This is a genomic window from Pseudomonas sp. Z1-14 (assembly GCF_051132005.1).
Classification (GTDB): Bacteria; Pseudomonadota; Gammaproteobacteria; order Pseudomonadales; family Pseudomonadaceae; genus Aquipseudomonas.
In genome coordinates this window covers 2,268,980-2,285,401 of sequence record NZ_CP071646.1, presented here as the reverse complement: position 1 = coordinate 2,285,401, position 16,422 = coordinate 2,268,980, and the positions used below count along the sequence as shown (strand labels likewise).

Here is a 16,422-nt window from a genome sequence, read left to right as displayed (position 1 = left end):
CTAAGATGCGCCTTTGTTTTGAGCTTGGCGAATTCAGCGATGATACAGATCAGTGCCCTGCCCGCGTTTACCGATAACTACATCTGGTTGTTACAGGATCACTCGACCCAGCGCTGCGCCGTGGTCGACCCGGGCGACGCCGCCCCCGTACGGGCCTGGCTCGACGCCCATCCGGGCTGGGTCCTGAGCGACATCCTGGTCACTCATCACCACCATGACCATGTCGGCGGTGTCGCGGCGCTGAAAAGCGCGACGAACGCCACCGTCTACGGGCCGGCCAGCGAAAACATCCCGGCGCGGGACATCGCGCTGGAGGACAACGCCAAGGTCAACGTGCTGGGCCTGGACTTCGATATTCACGCCGTGCCCGGACACACCCTTGGGCATATCGCCTACTACCATCGCGGCCTGCTGTTCTGCGGCGACACGCTGTTCGCCGCCGGTTGCGGCCGGCTCTTCGAGGGCACGCCCGAACAGATGCACCACTCCTTGAGCCGCCTCGCCGCACTGCCCGACGATACGCTCGTCTACTGCACCCATGAATATACTCTGAGCAACCTGAAGTTTGCCGTCGCGGTCGAGCCGACCAACCCGGACATTGCCGCGCGCCTGGAGAAAGTCACCGAGCAGCGCAGCCAGGGTGTCATCACCCTGCCGTCGACCCTGGCCCTGGAAAAGCTCACCAACCCGTTTTTGCGCACCTCTGAAACATCCGTTAAAGAAAAAGCAGACGAACGGAACGGCCAGCGTAACCAGACGGCGAGTGAGGTTTTTGCGGCCTTGAGGGCCTGGAAAGATAAGTTCTAAGCCAGCTACCAATTGATACAAAAATTCTGAATGGTTGACCTGTTGGGGTGCGCTTCCTAGAATCGGCCGACATTTTTGCCCGGAACTTACTTCCAGCCAATGTCGTCATCTATTCGCAGGTCCGTCCAGTCAGACACATTGACCCGCTTGGCTCAAGCCATCGCGGTGGCTGTGTCCACCACGCTGGCCGGCTGCCAGAGCACCAGCCAGGTGCCGCAGGCCGATGTCGCGCATACGCCGAATATCGCCGCGCGAGCCAAGCAAAAACCCGTCTGGCTGACGGAAAAACCCAGCCCGCAAGTGCCCCAGGACGTCTGGGAACGCATGCGCCAGGGCTTCCAGCTGCAGGAAACCGCCGGGGTCAACCCGCGCATCGAGCAGCAGCGCCTGTGGTTCGCCAGCAATCCGTCCTTCCTGGAAAACGCCGGCGAGCGCGGCAGCCTGTACATCCACTACATCGTCGAGCGCCTGGAAGAGCGCAACATGCCGCTGGAGCTGGCGCTGTTGCCGGTGATCGAAAGCGCCTACAACCCGATGGCCTATTCCCGCGCCAACGCGGTGGGCCTGTGGCAGTTCATCCCCTCCACCGGGCGTTATTTCAACCTGCGCCAGACGCGTTTCTACGACGGACGTCGCGACATCACTGCGTCGACCACGGCCGCCATGGATTACCTGACGCGCCTGCATGACATGTTCAATGGCGACTGGCTGCTGGCGCTGGCGGCCTACAACGCCGGTGAAGGCACGGTCAGCCGGGCCATCGAGCGCAACGAAAAGCTCGGCCTGCCCACCGACTACTGGAACCTGCCTCTGCCCAGCGAAACCCAGGCCTACGTGCCGAAGCTGCTGGCGCTGTCCCAAGTGGTACTGGCCCCCGATGCCTACGGCGTGAACCTCAACCCGATCGCCAACGAACCCTATTTCCAGGTCGTCGAGATCAACCAGCGCATGGACCTCTCCAAGGTCGCAGCGGTGGCGAACATCGACGAAGACGAGCTGTTCCAGCTCAACCCGGCGTTCAAGCAGCGCACCACCATCGACGGCCCGCAACACTTGCTGGTCCCGACCTCCAAGGCACAGTTGCTGACCGCCAGCCTGTCGACCATGCGCCCGGAAGAACTGATCAGCCCGCGCTCACTCAAGCCGGTCTTCGAAAACGCCGATGACAGCGAAGTGGAAGGCGTACGGCGCAGCTACCGGGTCAAGCGCGGCGACAACCTGGCCCAGATCGCCAAGGCCAACAACGTCCAGACCAAGGACCTGCAACGCTGGAACAAGCTCAGCGGCAACAAGCTCAAGGTCGGCCAAACCCTGGTCATGCAAGACGTCAAGGCCACCAAGGCAACCAAGGCCAGCGGCAAACGCATCAACACTGTCGTAGCCGCCAAGAGCAACGAACAGAAGAAGCAGACCCAATACAAGGTCAAGCAAGGCGACTCGCTTTACGTCGTTGCCAAGCGCTTCAACGTCGAAATGCAGCACCTCAAGCGCTGGAACCCGCGCATGGGCAAGGCGCTCAAGCCTGGACAGATGCTGACGGTCTATTCCCCACACTGACACCGGGGCTCCCTGTAGCAAGGGAGCTTGTTGTGGCGAGGGGATTTATCCCCGCTGGGCTGCGAAGCAGCCCCCCTGGATCTATCTGATACACCGAGTTGTCAGGTTCCAGGGCCGCTTCGCGCCCCAGCGGGGATAAATCCCCTCGCCACAAGCCCCCGCCTTTTTCCTGCCGATACAAGCTGTTACTGTACAGGCCATAAAAGCCCAAGCCGCCTGGATCGGATCTCAGACTTGATACGTCCCCTCCTCCTGTTCCTGATCAGCCTGGCCTTGAGCTCTCCCGCCGGCGCCACCATCAGCGAAAGCCATGGCTATGCGCAGTTCGGCACGCTCAAGTACCCGGCCAGATTCACCCACTTCGACTGGGTCAACCCGCAAGCGCCCAAGGGCGGCACCTTGCGGGTCATGGCATTTGGCACCTTCGACACACTCAATCCGTATACCTTCAAGGGCAGCAGCCCGGTCTCCACGGCAAATTTCCTGCAATACGGCATCAATGAATTGAACGAGCCGTTGATGGTTGGCACCGGCCAGTATGCACCGTCCGGCGACGAACCGACGTCGAGCTACGGCTTGATCGCCCGATCCGTGGAATACAGCGAGGATCGTAGCTGGGTGGTGTTCAACCTGCGGCCGGAGGCGCGGTTCCATGACGGCGTGCCGATCACGGCTTATGACGTGGCGTTTTCCTACAGGACGCTGCTCAAGGAAGGTCATCCGCAATACCGCACCAACCTGCAGGAAGTGCTGCGGGTCGATATCCTCAATCCGCTGAAAATCCGCTTTGTCTTCAAGCGTGCGGGCAATCCCTTGCTGATCCTGCGCCTGGGGGAACTGCCGGTGCTGCCCCAGCACTACTGGAAAGACCGCGACTTCAAGGCGACCACCTTCGAGCCTCCCCTGGGCAGTGGCCCTTACCGCATCACCAAGGTGCAGCCCGGTCGCCAGCTGGTCTTCGAACGGGTCAAGGACTACTGGGGCAAGGACCTGCCGGTCAATCGCGGCAAATACAACTACGACCGCATGGTCGTCGAGTTCTACCGCGACAGCGAGGTGGCCTTCGAAGCGTTCAAGGCCGGTGAATTCGATATCTACATCGAACACCAGGCCAAGAACTGGGCCAACGGCTACAACTTCCCGGCGATCAACCGTGGCGATGTGATCAAGGCGCAGATTCCCCATCAGATTCCGACCCAGACCCAGGGCCTGTTCATGAACACCCGGCGCAGCACCTTCGCCGAGGTCAAGGTGCGCGAAGCCCTGGGATTGATGTTCGATTTCGAATGGACCAACCGCACGCTGTTCAGCAGTGCCTACAAACGCACACTCAGCTATTACCCCAACAGTGAATTTTCCGCCACGGGCCTGCCCGTGGGCCACGAATGGCTGCTGCTCAAGCCCTATCGCGAACAATTGCCGCCCCGGTTGCTGACCGAACCCTTCAGCCTGCCTCGCACCGACGGTCGCGGCGTTCCGCGCGAGACACTGCGCAAGGCCCTGGGCCTGTTGAAAGAAGCCGGATGGACCCTCCACGGCCAGCACTTGCTGAACGCCGACAAGCAGCCCTTGCGCTTCGAAATCCTGTTGGTGAACCCGAACCTGGAGCGCATCCTCCAGCCCTACGTCGAGAACCTCGCCAGCATCGGCGTCCAGGCCCGTCTGCGCACGGTGGACCGCGCCCAGTACAAGCAGCGCCTGGACCAGTTCGATTTCGACATGATCCTGCTGACCCTGAGCCAGACCCTCAGCCCAGGCCTTGAGCAATGGCAGTATTTCCACTCCAGCCAGGTCGGGATCAAGGGCAGTAAAAACTATGCGGGCATCGCCAACCCCGTGGTCGATCACCTGCTGGAGAAGCTGCTCGCCGCCCAGACTCGCGACGAACAGGTCGCCGCCGGCAAGGCCCTGGACCGCGTGCTGCTATGGCAGCATTACTGCATTCCCAACTGGTATCTCAATTATCATCGCCTGGCGTACCGCAACCGGTTCGCCTTTGTCACTACGCCGCCCTACACCCTGGGCCTGAGCGCATGGTGGCTGAAATCTTCGGAGAAAGATCAATGAAGCCTTTACGCGCCCTGCTCCTGCAGGCCAGCGGCCTGTTATTCGCCGGGCTGGCCTGTGCCGCGCCGCAACACGCCTTGACATTGTATAACGAGCCGCCGAAGTACCCGGCCGACTTCAAGCATTTCGACTACGTGAACCCGGATGCCCCCAAGGGCGGGATATTCCGTCAGGGCGGGTTTGGCGGCTTCGACAGCCTCAACCCGTTTATCAGCAAGGGCGTACCGGCCGAGGATATCGGCCTGATCTACGACACCCTGGCCAAGCAAGGCCTCGACGAGCCCTTTACCGAGTACGGCCTGATCGCAGAAAAGATCGAGAAGGCCCCGGACAATGGCTGGGTGCGCTTCTACCTGCGCCCCGAAGCCCGCTTCAACGACGGCCATCCGGTGCGCGCCGAAGACGTCGTGTTCAGCTTCGAGACCCTGACCAGGGACGGCGCACCGATGTTTCGCGGTTATTACAACGACGTCGCCGAAGTCGTCGCCGAGACGCCACTCAAGGTCCTGTTCAAGTTCAAGCACACCAATAACCGCGAACTGCCGTTGATCCTCGGCCAATTGCCGGTATTGCCCAAGCACTGGTGGGCCAACCGCGACTTCAACAAGGGCAACCTGGAGATTCCCCTCGGCAGCGGCCCCTACCGGGTCACCGAAGTGAAGGCGGGGCGTTCGATCCGCTACGAGCGCGTCAAGGACTACTGGGGCAAGGACCTGGCGGTCAACCGCGGCTTCTACAATTTCGACGTACTGACCACCGATTACTACCGCGACAACACCGTGGCCGTAGAGGCGTTGAAAGCCGGGCAATTCGATTTCTGGCTGGAGATGGCTGCCAAGAACTGGGCCAACGCCTACAACATTCCCGCCGTCAGCGAAGGCCGCCTGATCAAGGAACAGATCCCCAACGGCAACCCCACCGGCATGCAGGGTTTTGTCTACAACCTGCGCCGCCCGGTCTTCCAGGACGTGCGGGTGCGCCAGGCGTTGAGCCTGTTGCTGGACTTCGAATGGACCAACAAGCAGTTGTTCCACGGTGCCTACGCCCGCACCCGCAGCTATTTCGAGAACTCGGAAATGGCCGCGACCGGCCTGCCCGGCGAAGACGAATTGAAGATTCTCGAACCGCTGCGCGGCAAGATTCCGGAACAGGTTTTCAGCGAAACCTTCCAGCCGACGGTCTGCGACGGCAGCGGCATGATCCGCGACCAGCAGCGCAAGGCCTATCAATTGCTGCAAGAGGCCGGCTGGCGCATCGTCGACGACAAGATGGTCGACGCCCAAGGCAAACCGGTGGTGCTGGAATTCCTCCTGGCCCAGACCGAATTCGAGCGGGTGCTGCTGCCCTTCAAGCGCAACCTGAGCGACCTCGGCATCGAGCTGGTGATTCGCCGCGTCGACGTGTCCCAGTACATCAACCGCGTGCGCTCCCGGGACTTCGATCTGGTGGTGGGCAGCTTCCCGCAGTCCAGCTCGCCGGGTAACGAGCAGCGCGAGTTCTGGATGTCGGCTGCCGCGGACAAGCCTGGCAGCCGCAATACCATGGGCCTGAAGGACCCGGCCGTCGACCGGTTGGTGGAACAGTTGATCAACGCCGATTCGCGCAAAAGCCTGGTAGCCCATGCCCGGGCGCTGGACCGGGTGCTGCAGTGGGGCTACTACGTGATCCCCAACTGGCACATCAAGACCTGGCGCGTGGCCTACTGGAACCACATCGGTCACCCTGAAATCACGCCGACCTACGACATCGGCACTACCACGTGGTGGGTCAAACCGGACATCAAGCCGGCCGAAGAAGTGGAAAAACAAGTGATCGAGCAGCAAGTCGCCGCCCCTGTGAGCGTGGAGTAACCCGATGCTGGCTTATATTTTTCGGCGCCTGCTGCTCATCATCCCGACCCTGTTCGGCATCCTGCTGATCAACTTCGTGATCATCCAGGCCGCGCCCGGTGGGCCGGTGGAACAGATGATCGCCAAACTCGAAGGTTTCGAAGGCGCTACCAGCCGCATCGCCGGCGGCGGTGCCGAAGTGTCGGTGGCCGGCTCCTCCTACCGGGGCGCCCAAGGCCTGGATCCGGCACTGGTCAAGGAAATCGAGCGCATGTACGGGTTCGACAAGTCGGCCCCCGAACGCCTGTGGATCATGATCAAGAACTACGCCCGCCTGGACTTTGGCGACAGCTTTTTCCGCGACGCCAAGGTCATCGACCTGATCAAGGAAAAAATGCCGGTGTCGATCTCCCTCGGGCTGTGGAGCACGCTGATCATGTACCTGGTGTCGATCCCGCTGGGGATTGCCAAGGCCACGCGGCACGGCAGCCATTTCGACGTGTGGACCAGCTCGGCGATCATCGTCGGTTATGCGATCCCGTCGTTCCTGTTCGCCATCCTGCTGATCGTGGTGTTTGCTGGCGGCAGCTATTTCGACTGGTTTCCGTTAAGGGGCCTGACGTCGAACAATTTCGAGGAGCTGAGCCTGGGCGGCAAGATCCTCGATTACTTCTGGCACCTGGCCTTGCCTGTCACCGCCCTGGTGATCGGTAACTTCGCCACCATGACGCTGCTGACCAAGAACAGTTTCCTCGATGAAATCAACAAGCAGTACGTGGTCACCGCCAAGGCCAAGGGGCTGACGCGCAACCGGGTGCTCTACGGGCATGTATTTCGCAACGCCATGCTGCTGGTGATTGCCGGTTTCCCTTCGGCGTTCATCGGGATCTTCTTTACCGGCTCGCTGCTGGTGGAAGTGATCTTCTCCCTCGACGGCCTTGGCTTGATGAGCTTCGAAGCCGCCATCAACCGTGATTACCCGGTGGTCTTCGGCACACTGTTCATCTTTACCCTGCTGGGGCTGGTAGTGAAACTGATCGGCGACCTGACCTATACCTTCGTCGATCCGCGTATCGACTTCGAAAGCCGGGAGCATTGAGATGAACCTCTCCCCTCTCAATCGGCGCCGTTTCGAACTGTTCAAGGCCAACAAGCGTGGCTGGTGGTCGTTGTGGCTGTTTCTGTTCTTGTTCGTGCTCAGCCTGGGCGCCGAGCTTATTGCCAACGACAAGCCGCTGGTGGTGCACTACGACGGCGGCTGGTACTTCCCGGCCCTGAAGCGTTACCCGGAAACGACGTTCGGCGGCGAATTCCCGTTGGAGGCCAACTACAAGAGCCCGTATATCCGCGAGTTGCTCGCCGCCAAGGACGCCTGGGTCGTGTGGGCACCGATTCCATTCAGCTACCAGAGCATCAATTACGACTTGAAGGTCCCGGCCCCGGCACCGCCCTCGTCGGTGAACTGGCTGGGCACCGATGACCAGGGCCGCGACGTGCTGGCGCGGGTCATCTATGGCTTTCGCATCTCGGTGCTGTTCGCGCTCACGCTGACGGTGCTCAGCTCGATCATCGGGGTGATCGCCGGTGCGTTGCAGGGCTTCTATGGCGGCTGGGTAGACCTGGCCGGCCAGCGCTTCCTGGAAATCTGGTCCGGGCTGCCGGTACTCTACCTGCTGATCATCCTCGCCAGCTTCGTCCAGCCGAACTTCTGGTGGCTGCTGGGCATCATGCTGCTGTTTTCCTGGATGAGCCTGGTGGATGTGGTGCGCGCCGAGTTCCTGCGCGGGCGCAACCTCGAATACGTGCGCGCCGCGCGAGCGCTGGGCATGCAAAATGGCGCGATCATGTTCCGCCACATCCTGCCCAACGCCATGGTCTCGACCATGACCTTCATGCCGTTCATCCTCACCGGCGCCATCGGCACCCTCACCGCCCTGGATTTTCTCGGTTTCGGCCTGCCGGCCGGAGCACCATCCCTCGGCGAGCTGGTGGCCCAGGGCAAGTCCAATCTGCAGGCGCCCTGGCTGGGCATCAGCGCATTCGCCGTGCTGGCGATCATGCTGAGCCTGTTGGTGTTCATCGGCGAGTCCGCTCGCGATGCCTTCGATCCGAGGAAGTGAAATGAACCAGGACAATCTGATCGAAGTACGCGACCTGGCGGTGGAATTCATCGTTGGCGAACGCCGCCAGCGCGTGGTCGAGGGCGTCAGCTTCGACATCAAGCGCGGCGAAACCCTCGCGCTGGTGGGTGAAAGCGGCTCGGGCAAGTCGGTGACGGCCCATTCGATCCTGCGCTTGCTGCCCTACCCGCTGGCCCACCACCCGACCGGGACCATCCAGTACGCCGGCCAGAATCTGCTGGGCCTCAAGGAAAAGACCATCCGCCATATCCGTGGCAACCGGATCGCGATGATTTTCCAGGAGCCGATGACTTCCCTGAACCCGCTGCACTGCATTGAAAAACAGCTCAATGAAGTGCTCGGCATCCACAAGGGCCTGACCGGCAAGGTCGCCACCCGTCGCTCCCTTGAGCTGCTGGAACTGGTCGGCATCCCCGAACCGCACAAACGGCTCAAGGCGTTGCCCCACGAACTGTCCGGTGGCCAGCGTCAGCGGGTGATGATCGCGATGGCCCTGGCCAACGAGCCGGAACTGCTGATAGCCGACGAACCGACCACCGCGCTGGACGTCACCGTGCAGCTGAAAATCCTCGATCTGCTCAAGGATTTGCAGGCGCGCCTGGGCATGTCGCTGCTGCTGATCAGCCACGATTTGAACCTGGTGCGAAGAATTGCGCATCGCGTATGTGTCATGCAGCGCGGTTGCATCGTCGAACAGGCATCGTGCGCAGAGTTGTTCCGCGCGCCGCAACATCCGTACACTCGGGAATTGCTGGCCGCCGAGCCCAGCGGCAACCCGGCGACCAACGTGGTCGGCCCGCCGCTGCTGGAGGTCGAGGACCTGAAAGTCTGGTTCCCGATCAAGAAAGGCCTGTTCAAGCGCACGACGGATTACATCAAGGCGGTGGACGGAATCCGCTTCAGCCTGCCCCAGGGCCAGACCCTGGGCATCGTCGGCGAGAGCGGTTCCGGCAAGTCCACGCTGGGGCTGGCGATCTTGCGGTTGATCGGCAGCCAGGGCGGGATCCGCTTCGAGGGCAAGCAGCTCGATAGCCTGTCGCAACAGCAAGTCCGGCCGTTGCGCCGGGAGATGCAAGTGGTGTTTCAGGACCCGTTTGGCAGCCTGAGCCCGCGGATGTGTGTGAGCCAGATCGTCGGCGAAGGACTGCGGATTCACAAGATCGGCACCGAAGCCGAACAGGAACAAGCGATAATCGCGGCATTGAAGGAGGTAGGCCTGGACCCGGAAACCCGGAACCGCTACCCCCACGAATTTTCCGGAGGGCAACGGCAGCGCATCGCCATTGCCCGGGCCCTGGTGCTCAAGCCGGCGTTGATTCTGCTGGACGAACCAACGTCGGCCCTGGACCGTACCGTGCAACGCCAGGTGGTGGAGCTGTTGCGGTCATTGCAAACCAAGTACAACCTGACGTACCTGTTTATCAGCCATGACCTGGCTGTCGTCAAAGCGCTGAGCCACCAGTTGATGGTGGTCAAGCATGGCCAAGTGGTCGAACAAGGTGATGCCCGCAGCATATTCGCCGCGCCGCAACACCCCTATACACAGCAGTTGCTGGAGGCCGCTTTCCTGGCCCCGACAACTGCCGAATAACCTGAAAGAGGAGCAACACATGGGTTTTCTCGCCGGTAAGCGCGTACTGATCGTCGGTGTCGCCAGCAAGCTGTCCATCGCATCCGGCATCGCTGCCGCCATGCATCGCGAGGGCGCTGAGCTTGCCTTCACTTATCAGAACGACAAACTCAAGGGTCGTGTCGAAGAGTTCGCGCAAGGCTGGGGTTCGAGCCCTGAGCTGTGCTTCCCGTGCGACGTGGCCAGCGATGAAGAAATCGCCAAGGTCTTCGAAGAACTGAGCAAGAAGTGGGATGGCCTGGACTGCATCGTGCACTCCGTGGGCTTCGCCCCGGGCGACCAACTGGATGGCGATTTCACCGAAGCCACCACCCGTGAAGGTTTCCGCATTGCCCACGACATCAGCGCCTACAGCTTCGTGGCCCTGGCCAAGGCCGGTCGCGAGATGATGAAAGGCCGCAACGGCAGCCTGCTGACCCTGTCGTACCTGGGCGCCGAGCGCACCATGCCGAACTACAACGTCATGGGCATGGCCAAGGCCTCCCTGGAAGCTGGCGTTCGCTACCTGGCCGGCTCCCTGGGCCCGGACGGCACCCGCGTGAACTGCGTATCGGCCGGCCCGATCCGCACCCTCGCCGCTTCCGGCATCAAGAACTTCCGCAAGATGCTGGCCGCCAACGAAGCGCAAACCCCGCTGCGTCGCAACGTCACCATCGAAGAAGTCGGCAACGCCGGCGCCTTCCTGTGCTCGGACCTCGCGTCGGGCATCAGCGGTGAAATCATGTACGTGGATGGCGGCTTCAACACCACCGCCATGGGCAACATCGAAGAGTAAATCTTCACGTTGCAATAAAACGCCGCTTGCCCTGGAAAGGCCAAGCGGCGTTTTTTATTGCGGCTTTGGGGGGATGGCCAACAACACGAAGGCAAAGGCGAGCAGGAACAACAACGCCGCTATTAATCCGGACACGGCGTCATACAGGTAGGCCAAGGAGACCAACACCCCCAGGAGCGACGTTAAAACAAGGGGAATATTGGCAAGCGCATACACGCTGATACGCAGTCTGAAAGACCGGCGCCTGAGAAACCGCTGGGCGATACTGCCTATTCCGGTCAGGGCCAATGATGCCGAAGCCAATATGATCAGCAAGACCAGGTAGATCGAAACAGCGGGCACACCCCGTGTGTCGTTGAGATCTGCGGGATTCTCCACCACGCTGTCTGCGGGAAAGAAAAACAGCAGTGCACAGGCCGCCAATAGGCAAAGGATAGCGGCGCCCAGTCTTTTCTCGCTGCGTATCATGGTGGGTCACCTTGAAAAATTGATCGGAAGCTCGCCGGTAATTGCCTTGGCAGTCCCGGTAAACGCCAGGCTACCTGAAGTGTTACGGATTACCTGACCGGTTATTTGAAGCGTGATGTTTCTGCTCGTGATGCCGGTGTTTCAGTCGACAGAGATGCTGAATGGGCTGGCCTCTTCGCGAGCAAGCTCGCTCCCACAGTGGTTCTGCGCCATCCGGAGTGTCAGGCACAACTCGAGACCGTGTGGGAGCGAGCCTGCTCGCGATGGCGGTGTTTCCAGTCGACAGGGATGCTGAATGTACTGGCCTCTTCGCGAGCAGGCTCGCTCCCACAGTGGTTCTGCGCCATCCGGAGTGTCAGGCAAAACACAAAATCCTGTGGGAGCGAGCTTGCTCGCGAAGGCGGTGTTTCAGTCGACAGGGATGCTGAATGGGCTGGCCTCTTCGCGAGCAGGCTCGCTCCCACAGTGGGTCTGCGCCATCCTGAGTGTCAGGCACAACTCGAAACCGTGTGGGAGCGAGCTTGCTCGCGATAGCGGTGCATCAGTCGACGGGGATGCTGAATGGGCTGGCCTCTTCGCGAGCAAGCTCGCTCCCACAATGGAGCTGCGCCACTAGGAGCATCCAGGCACAACACAAAATCCTGTGGGAGTGGGCTTGCTCACGAAAGCGGTGGATCAGTCGACGGGGATGCTGGATGGGCTGGCCTCTTCGCGGGCAAGCCCGCTCCCACAGTGGTTCTGCGCCATCCGGAGTGTCAGGCACAACTCGAGACCGTGTGGGAGCGAGCTTGCTCGCGAAGACGGTGGGTCAGTTGAGGGTGATGTCGGGGGGCAGCTCAATCAGTTTGGGCTATTGCGCCGCCCCTGCTTCTGCGCATACATCGCCGCATCCGCCTCTGCCAGCAGGCTGTCGATCGACTCATGCCGCTCGGGGTCGTATTCGATCTGGCCCACGCTGAAATCGATGTCATAGCCGCGCTGCAACGTTATGTTGCGCTCGTCGAGCATTTCCCTGAGCCGTGCCATGATCGCCGTCGTCTCGACATGGGAGGCGCCGGTGAGCAAGGCGACGAACTCGTCTCCGCCCATGCGACCGATCACGTCGCTTTCACGAAAGGCAATGCGCAATACGTCGGCGAACGTCTTGAGCGCGCCGTCACCCTCGGCATGCCCGAAGCGATCGTTGATCGGCTTGAAGTCGTTGAGATCGAAAAACAGCAGTGTCGCCGGCCGCGAAAGACGGCTGCAGACACTCAGCGCGTGCTGGGCCAGCGTCATGAAGCCGCGCCGATTGGACAGCAGCGTCAGTTCATCCATGCTGGCCATCTGCACGGCGACCAGCTCCTGCTCGGCCATGCTCGCCAGATCGCGCAGCAGCTCGCGTTCTTCGTCGTTGAGGGTGCGCGGCCGGGTGTCCAACAAGCACAGGGTGCCCATCTTGCTGCCATCATCCAGCCCCAGCGGATGCCCGGCATAGAAGCGGATGCCAGGTTGGCCCTTGACCAACGGATTATCGTGGAACCGCACGTCCTGTTCCGCGTCGCAAATCTCCAGGATCTCGTCCTGCAAGATCGCATGCCCGCAGAAGGATACCTCGCGCGGGGTCTCACTGGCTTCCAGGCCGGCGCTTGACTTGAACCATTGCCGATTGGCGTCCACCAGCGACACCAGGGCGATCGGCACGTTGAACAGACGCCGGGCAAGACGGGTCAGGCGGTCAAACCGCTCCTCGGGTGGGGTATCGAGCAGCTTGAGCGACTGCAATTGTTTGAGGCGAACGGCTTCGTTGTCAGGTTTGCCTGGCGCAAGCATCGGTAACTCCGTTGGCGGAACTCATCAGAGTCTAGCCCAGACCGGAGCAAACTCGAACGGGCATTTTCCGGCACGGACGCATACACTCAGGCACAGCCAATAAAACAGGACATTGCCTGATGAAGCCCGCCAACCACGACGCCGCCCCACGCTTCTGGCGCGACGCGGCGCTGCCTTTCATCGAGGCCCGGGCCATCGCCGATGGCCGCAAGGTCTGTTATTCGCGGCATTCCCATGATCACTTTTCCATCGGCGCGATCACCGCCGGACGCAGCACCTACCTGCACGAACAATCGCGGTTCCAGGTCCAGAGCGGCACGGTAGTGCTGATGAATCCCGGCGACGTCCATGCTTGCAATCCGATCGACGATCAGCCCTGGTCTTATGTGATGCTGTATGTCGAGACCCAATGGCTGCGGGATCTGCAACGCCGTATCGGCTTTGACCCCTCGCTGGACTTCCAGGCATTCGGCACAACCCATAGCCGTGATGTCGCGCTTTTCTCCGGCCTGTGCGGGCTCTACGAAACGCTGGTGGCTGAACATATCGATACCAGTGGCAAGCAAGTCGCCGCCGAAGTGTTTTTCACCGATCTCCAGCATCGACTCAACCCGGCCGGACGCCCGGAGCGTGGCAGCCACCCGGCGCTGATGCGGGCGGCGCAGTTCATTCACGACCATTGCACCGAAGCCCTCAAGCTCGAGGATATCTGCGCCTTCGCGCAGCTTTCGCCATCCTATTTGAGCCGGGCTTTCAAGCGCCACTACGGCATGACACCGCATGCCTTCCTGATCAACCGGCGCATCCAGTTCGCCCGCCGTCAACTGCGCGAGGGCAAGCTGATTGCCGATGTGGCGCTGGACAGCGGGTTTGCCGATCAGGCGCACTTCCAACGGGCGTTCAAGCAACACCTGGCGGCTACCCCCGGGCAGTATCGCGGCTGATATAGCCACTTGACTCCGTGGCGAGGGAGCTTGCTCCCGCTGGGCTACGCAGTAGCCCCAAAACCTGGCGACTGCTGCGCAGTCGAGCGGGAGCAAGCTCCCTCGCCACAAAAGCTCTGCCAGTTGGACACCTCATCAGACTCAAGGCAACAACAGATACACCGCGCTCGCCACCAACAACGCCGCCATCAATCGATTGAACAGGCGCATGGTCGCCGGGTTACCCAGCCACGTGCGCAGAAAGCTGCCCGCATAGGCCCAGCAACCCACCGAGACGTAGCAGATGACCAGGTAGATCGCCGCAAACTGCCACACCAGCCGCGCCTCGCCGTCGGCCACGAAGGCGCCCATCCCCGCCACGCAAGCCAGCCACGCCTTGGGGTTGAGCCACTGCATCAACGCACCATGGAACATCGAAGGCGCGCGCCCCTCGTCCCGGTCACCCAGCTCGCCGTTGTCCACCGCCAGTTTCCAGGCCATGTACAACAGGAACGCCACGCCAGCCAGTTGCACCACACGCGTGAGCCCAGGCCAGCGCTGCAATACTTCATGCAACCCCAATCCCATCAAGACCAGCAGCAGGACGAACCCGAGGGTGGCGCCGGCGACATGGCGCAAGGTTGCGCGAAATCCATATCGGGCACCGGAGCTGAGGGCGACGATATTGACCGGGCCCGGAGTAATGGAAGCCACCAGGGCAAAGGTGGCCATGGAAAATATCAAGCTCATCACATATCTTCTTCAGTTCAGGAAAGAGGCCCCAAGGTAAAGGGGCCGCCTGCTCGGGTATTGAAGAAAACTGCCTTTGTCGTCGAGCACTTCCGCTTCATTTTTTTACGCAAATTTTACGCGGCAAGCGATTCACCAAATCGATACTGGGCAGCTCTTTGAATCAGGCGTCATCCATGTCTATAGCGGTTCTGCGTCTCATCGGTTTCATCCTCGGGATTTTCCTGATCACCCTTGCGATCAGCATGGCGATTCCGCTGTTTACGCTGATGTTCTACGAGCGCAACGATGACTTGTCGGCATTTCTATGGTCGAGCCTGATCACCTTCGTGTGCGGTGTGGCACTGGTGGCCCGTGGAAGGCCGGACCACGTCCAGATGCGCCCCAGGGAAATGTACCTGCTCACCACCGCCAGTTGGGTAATTGTCTGCGCATTCGCCGCCCTGCCGATGGTGTTCATCCAGCACATCAGCTACACCGATGCATTTTTCGAGACCATGTCAGGCATCACCACCACCGGCTCGACCATCCTGACCGGGTTGGATAGCGCATCGCCCGGCCTGTTGATCTGGCGGTCGATGCTGCACTGGCTCGGCGGAATCGGCTTTATCGGCATGGCCGTGGCGGTCCTGCCGCTGCTGCGGGTCGGCGGCATGCGGCTGTTCCAGACCGAATCTTCGGACTGGTCGGAGAAAGTCACGCCGCGCTCTCACGTCGCGGCCAATTACATCCTGTGGATCTACATCGGCTTGACCGCTCTCTCGACGTTGGGGCTGTGGCTTGCGGGGATGACGCCTTTCGAAGCGATCAACCATGCGATGTCGCTGATTTCCACCGGAGGCTTTTCCACCTCCGATGCGTCCCTGGCGCACTGGCCCCAACCGGCGGTTCATTGGGTGTCAGTGGTCGTCATGATGGCCGGATCGCTGCCCTTCACGCTGTATGTCGCGACATTGCGGGGCCATCGGCGCGCCCTGCTCAAGGACCAGCAAGTCAGGGGCTTCATCGGCTTCCTGGTCGTTACATGGCTGCTGGTGGGTACCTGGCTGAGCCTTAACAGCGATCACGCGTGGTGGGACGCGGTCCGCATCGTGGCGGTCAACGTTACCTCTGTCGTCACGACCACTGGCGTGGCGCTGGGTGACTACACGCTGTGGGGCAGCTTTGCCCTGTTGCTGTTCTTTTACCTGACGTTCGTCGGCGGCTGTTCGGGATCAACGGCCGGGGGCTTGAAGATTTTTCGCTTTCAAGTCGCCAGGGTGCTGCTGATGGGCAGTTTGAAGCAGCTGATCCATCCCCGGGCGGTGATCCAGAAGAAATACAACAACCATCCCATCGACGAGGAAATCGTTCGTTCGCTGCTGACGTTCTCGTTCTTCTTCACCATCACGATCGGCGCCATCGCCCTGGGTCTGGCCCTGATCGGCCTGGACTGGACGACCGCCTTGACCGGTGCCGCCACTGCCGTCTGCAACGTGGGTCCGGGCTTGGGCAACATCATCGGCCCGGCCGGCAACTTCTCGACCTTGCCGGATGCGGCAAAATGGCTGCTGACCATCGGCATGCTGCTGGGACGGCTGGAAATCCTGACGGTGCTGGTGCTGTTCACGCCGGTGTTCTGGAAGTACTGACTCGTCGAACAGGACTGAACGGCAGACGAAAA

General features: G+C 61.1%; 13 protein-coding genes. 10 read left to right on the top strand and 3 right to left on the bottom strand.

What is annotated here, in order from left to right:
• Positions 1–39 precede the first annotated feature (39 nt).
• The 8 genes from gloB to fabI all read left to right on the top strand — a co-directional run bounded on the left by gloB (position 40) and on the right by fabI (position 10,806).
• Complete coding sequence (gloB, locus tag J3P89_RS10530; protein ID WP_434657153.1) at positions 40–807, top strand: hydroxyacylglutathione hydrolase; 768 nt, start codon at positions 40–42, stop codon at positions 805–807.
• 99 nt (positions 808–906) lie between these two features.
• Positions 907–2,364, top strand: a complete 1,458-nt coding sequence (locus J3P89_RS10525) for a transglycosylase SLT domain-containing protein (RefSeq protein ID WP_434697474.1) — start codon at positions 907–909, stop codon at positions 2,362–2,364.
• Between the two features lie 234 nt (positions 2,365–2,598).
• On the top strand, positions 2,599–4,431 hold the full coding sequence (locus tag J3P89_RS10520) for an extracellular solute-binding protein (RefSeq protein ID WP_434697473.1): 1,833 nt from the start codon (positions 2,599–2,601) through the stop codon (positions 4,429–4,431).
• A complete protein-coding gene (locus J3P89_RS10515) occupies positions 4,428–6,281 on the top strand; it encodes an extracellular solute-binding protein (protein WP_434697472.1) in 1,854 nt (617 codons plus the stop codon). Before J3P89_RS10520 ends, J3P89_RS10515 begins: the two co-directional genes overlap by 4 nt.
• Before the next feature lie 4 nt (positions 6,282–6,285).
• Positions 6,286–7,359 carry a microcin C ABC transporter permease YejB gene (locus tag J3P89_RS10510; RefSeq protein WP_434573593.1) on the top strand — a complete coding sequence of 358 codons (1,074 nt, stop codon included), beginning with the start codon at positions 6,286–6,288 and terminating at the stop codon, positions 7,357–7,359.
• 1 nt (position 7,360) lies between these two features.
• A complete protein-coding gene (locus tag J3P89_RS10505) occupies positions 7,361–8,380 on the top strand; it encodes an ABC transporter permease (protein ID WP_434630298.1) in 1,020 nt (339 codons plus the stop codon).
• A gap of 1 nt (position 8,381) precedes the next feature.
• Positions 8,382–9,992 carry an ABC transporter ATP-binding protein gene (locus J3P89_RS10500; RefSeq protein ID WP_434630296.1) on the top strand — a complete coding sequence of 537 codons (1,611 nt, stop codon included), beginning with the start codon at positions 8,382–8,384 and terminating at the stop codon, positions 9,990–9,992.
• A 19-nt stretch (positions 9,993–10,011) separates the two neighbouring features.
• Positions 10,012–10,806, top strand: coding sequence for an enoyl-ACP reductase FabI (gene fabI, locus J3P89_RS10495; RefSeq protein ID WP_003202751.1), 795 nt, complete (start codon positions 10,012–10,014; stop codon positions 10,804–10,806).
• Between the two features lie 54 nt (positions 10,807–10,860).
• Here the strand turns inward: fabI and J3P89_RS10490 are convergent, their stop codons facing one another.
• Together J3P89_RS10490 and J3P89_RS10485 are read right to left on the bottom strand one after the other, a co-directional pair.
• Positions 10,861–11,274 (bottom strand): hypothetical protein, encoded by a 414-nt coding sequence (locus tag J3P89_RS10490; protein ID WP_434697471.1) that lies wholly within the window; start codon positions 11,272–11,274, stop codon positions 10,861–10,863.
• Between the two features lie 840 nt (positions 11,275–12,114).
• The gene (locus J3P89_RS10485) at positions 12,115–13,086 is read right to left on the bottom strand and encodes a sensor domain-containing diguanylate cyclase (RefSeq protein ID WP_434697470.1); all 972 of its coding nucleotides are present in this window, start codon (positions 13,084–13,086) and stop codon (positions 12,115–12,117) included.
• Positions 13,087–13,205: 119 nt separating this feature from the next.
• Between J3P89_RS10485 and J3P89_RS10480 the strand changes: the two genes are divergently transcribed.
• Positions 13,206–14,030, top strand: coding sequence for an AraC family transcriptional regulator (locus tag J3P89_RS10480; protein WP_434697469.1), 825 nt, complete (start codon positions 13,206–13,208; stop codon positions 14,028–14,030).
• Positions 14,031–14,171: 141 nt separating this feature from the next.
• On the opposite strand, the gene J3P89_RS10475 is transcribed toward J3P89_RS10480, so the two are convergent.
• A complete protein-coding gene (locus tag J3P89_RS10475; protein WP_434601113.1) occupies positions 14,172–14,759 on the bottom strand; it encodes a LysE family translocator in 588 nt (195 codons plus the stop codon).
• Between the two features lie 176 nt (positions 14,760–14,935).
• Here J3P89_RS10475 and J3P89_RS10470 point away from each other — a divergent pair, with 176 nt between their 5' ends.
• Positions 14,936–16,390: a TrkH family potassium uptake protein gene (locus tag J3P89_RS10470; RefSeq protein WP_434630291.1), complete on the top strand. Its 1,455-nt coding sequence runs from the start codon at positions 14,936–14,938 to the stop codon at positions 16,388–16,390.
• Positions 16,391–16,422: the final 32 nt, after the last annotated feature.

Coding starts and splice junctions, on each gene's coding strand:
- gloB (WP_434657153.1), top strand. CDS start 40: ATGATACAGATCAGTGCCCTGCCCGCGTTTACCGATAACTACATCTGG.
- J3P89_RS10525 (WP_434697474.1), top strand. CDS start 907: ATGTCGTCATCTATTCGCAGGTCCGTCCAGTCAGACACATTGACCCGC.
- J3P89_RS10515 (WP_434697472.1), top strand. CDS start 4,428: ATGAAGCCTTTACGCGCCCTGCTCCTGCAGGCCAGCGGCCTGTTATTC.
- J3P89_RS10510 (WP_434573593.1), top strand. CDS start 6,286: ATGCTGGCTTATATTTTTCGGCGCCTGCTGCTCATCATCCCGACCCTG.
- J3P89_RS10505 (WP_434630298.1), top strand. CDS start 7,361: ATGAACCTCTCCCCTCTCAATCGGCGCCGTTTCGAACTGTTCAAGGCC.
- J3P89_RS10500 (WP_434630296.1), top strand. CDS start 8,382: ATGAACCAGGACAATCTGATCGAAGTACGCGACCTGGCGGTGGAATTC.
- fabI (WP_003202751.1), top strand. CDS start 10,012: ATGGGTTTTCTCGCCGGTAAGCGCGTACTGATCGTCGGTGTCGCCAGC.
- J3P89_RS10490 (WP_434697471.1), bottom strand. CDS start 11,274: ATGATACGCAGCGAGAAAAGACTGGGCGCCGCTATCCTTTGCCTATTG.
- J3P89_RS10485 (WP_434697470.1), bottom strand. CDS start 13,086: ATGCTTGCGCCAGGCAAACCTGACAACGAAGCCGTTCGCCTCAAACAA.
- J3P89_RS10480 (WP_434697469.1), top strand. CDS start 13,206: ATGAAGCCCGCCAACCACGACGCCGCCCCACGCTTCTGGCGCGACGCG.
- J3P89_RS10475 (WP_434601113.1), bottom strand. CDS start 14,759: ATGAGCTTGATATTTTCCATGGCCACCTTTGCCCTGGTGGCTTCCATT.
- J3P89_RS10470 (WP_434630291.1), top strand. CDS start 14,936: ATGTCTATAGCGGTTCTGCGTCTCATCGGTTTCATCCTCGGGATTTTC.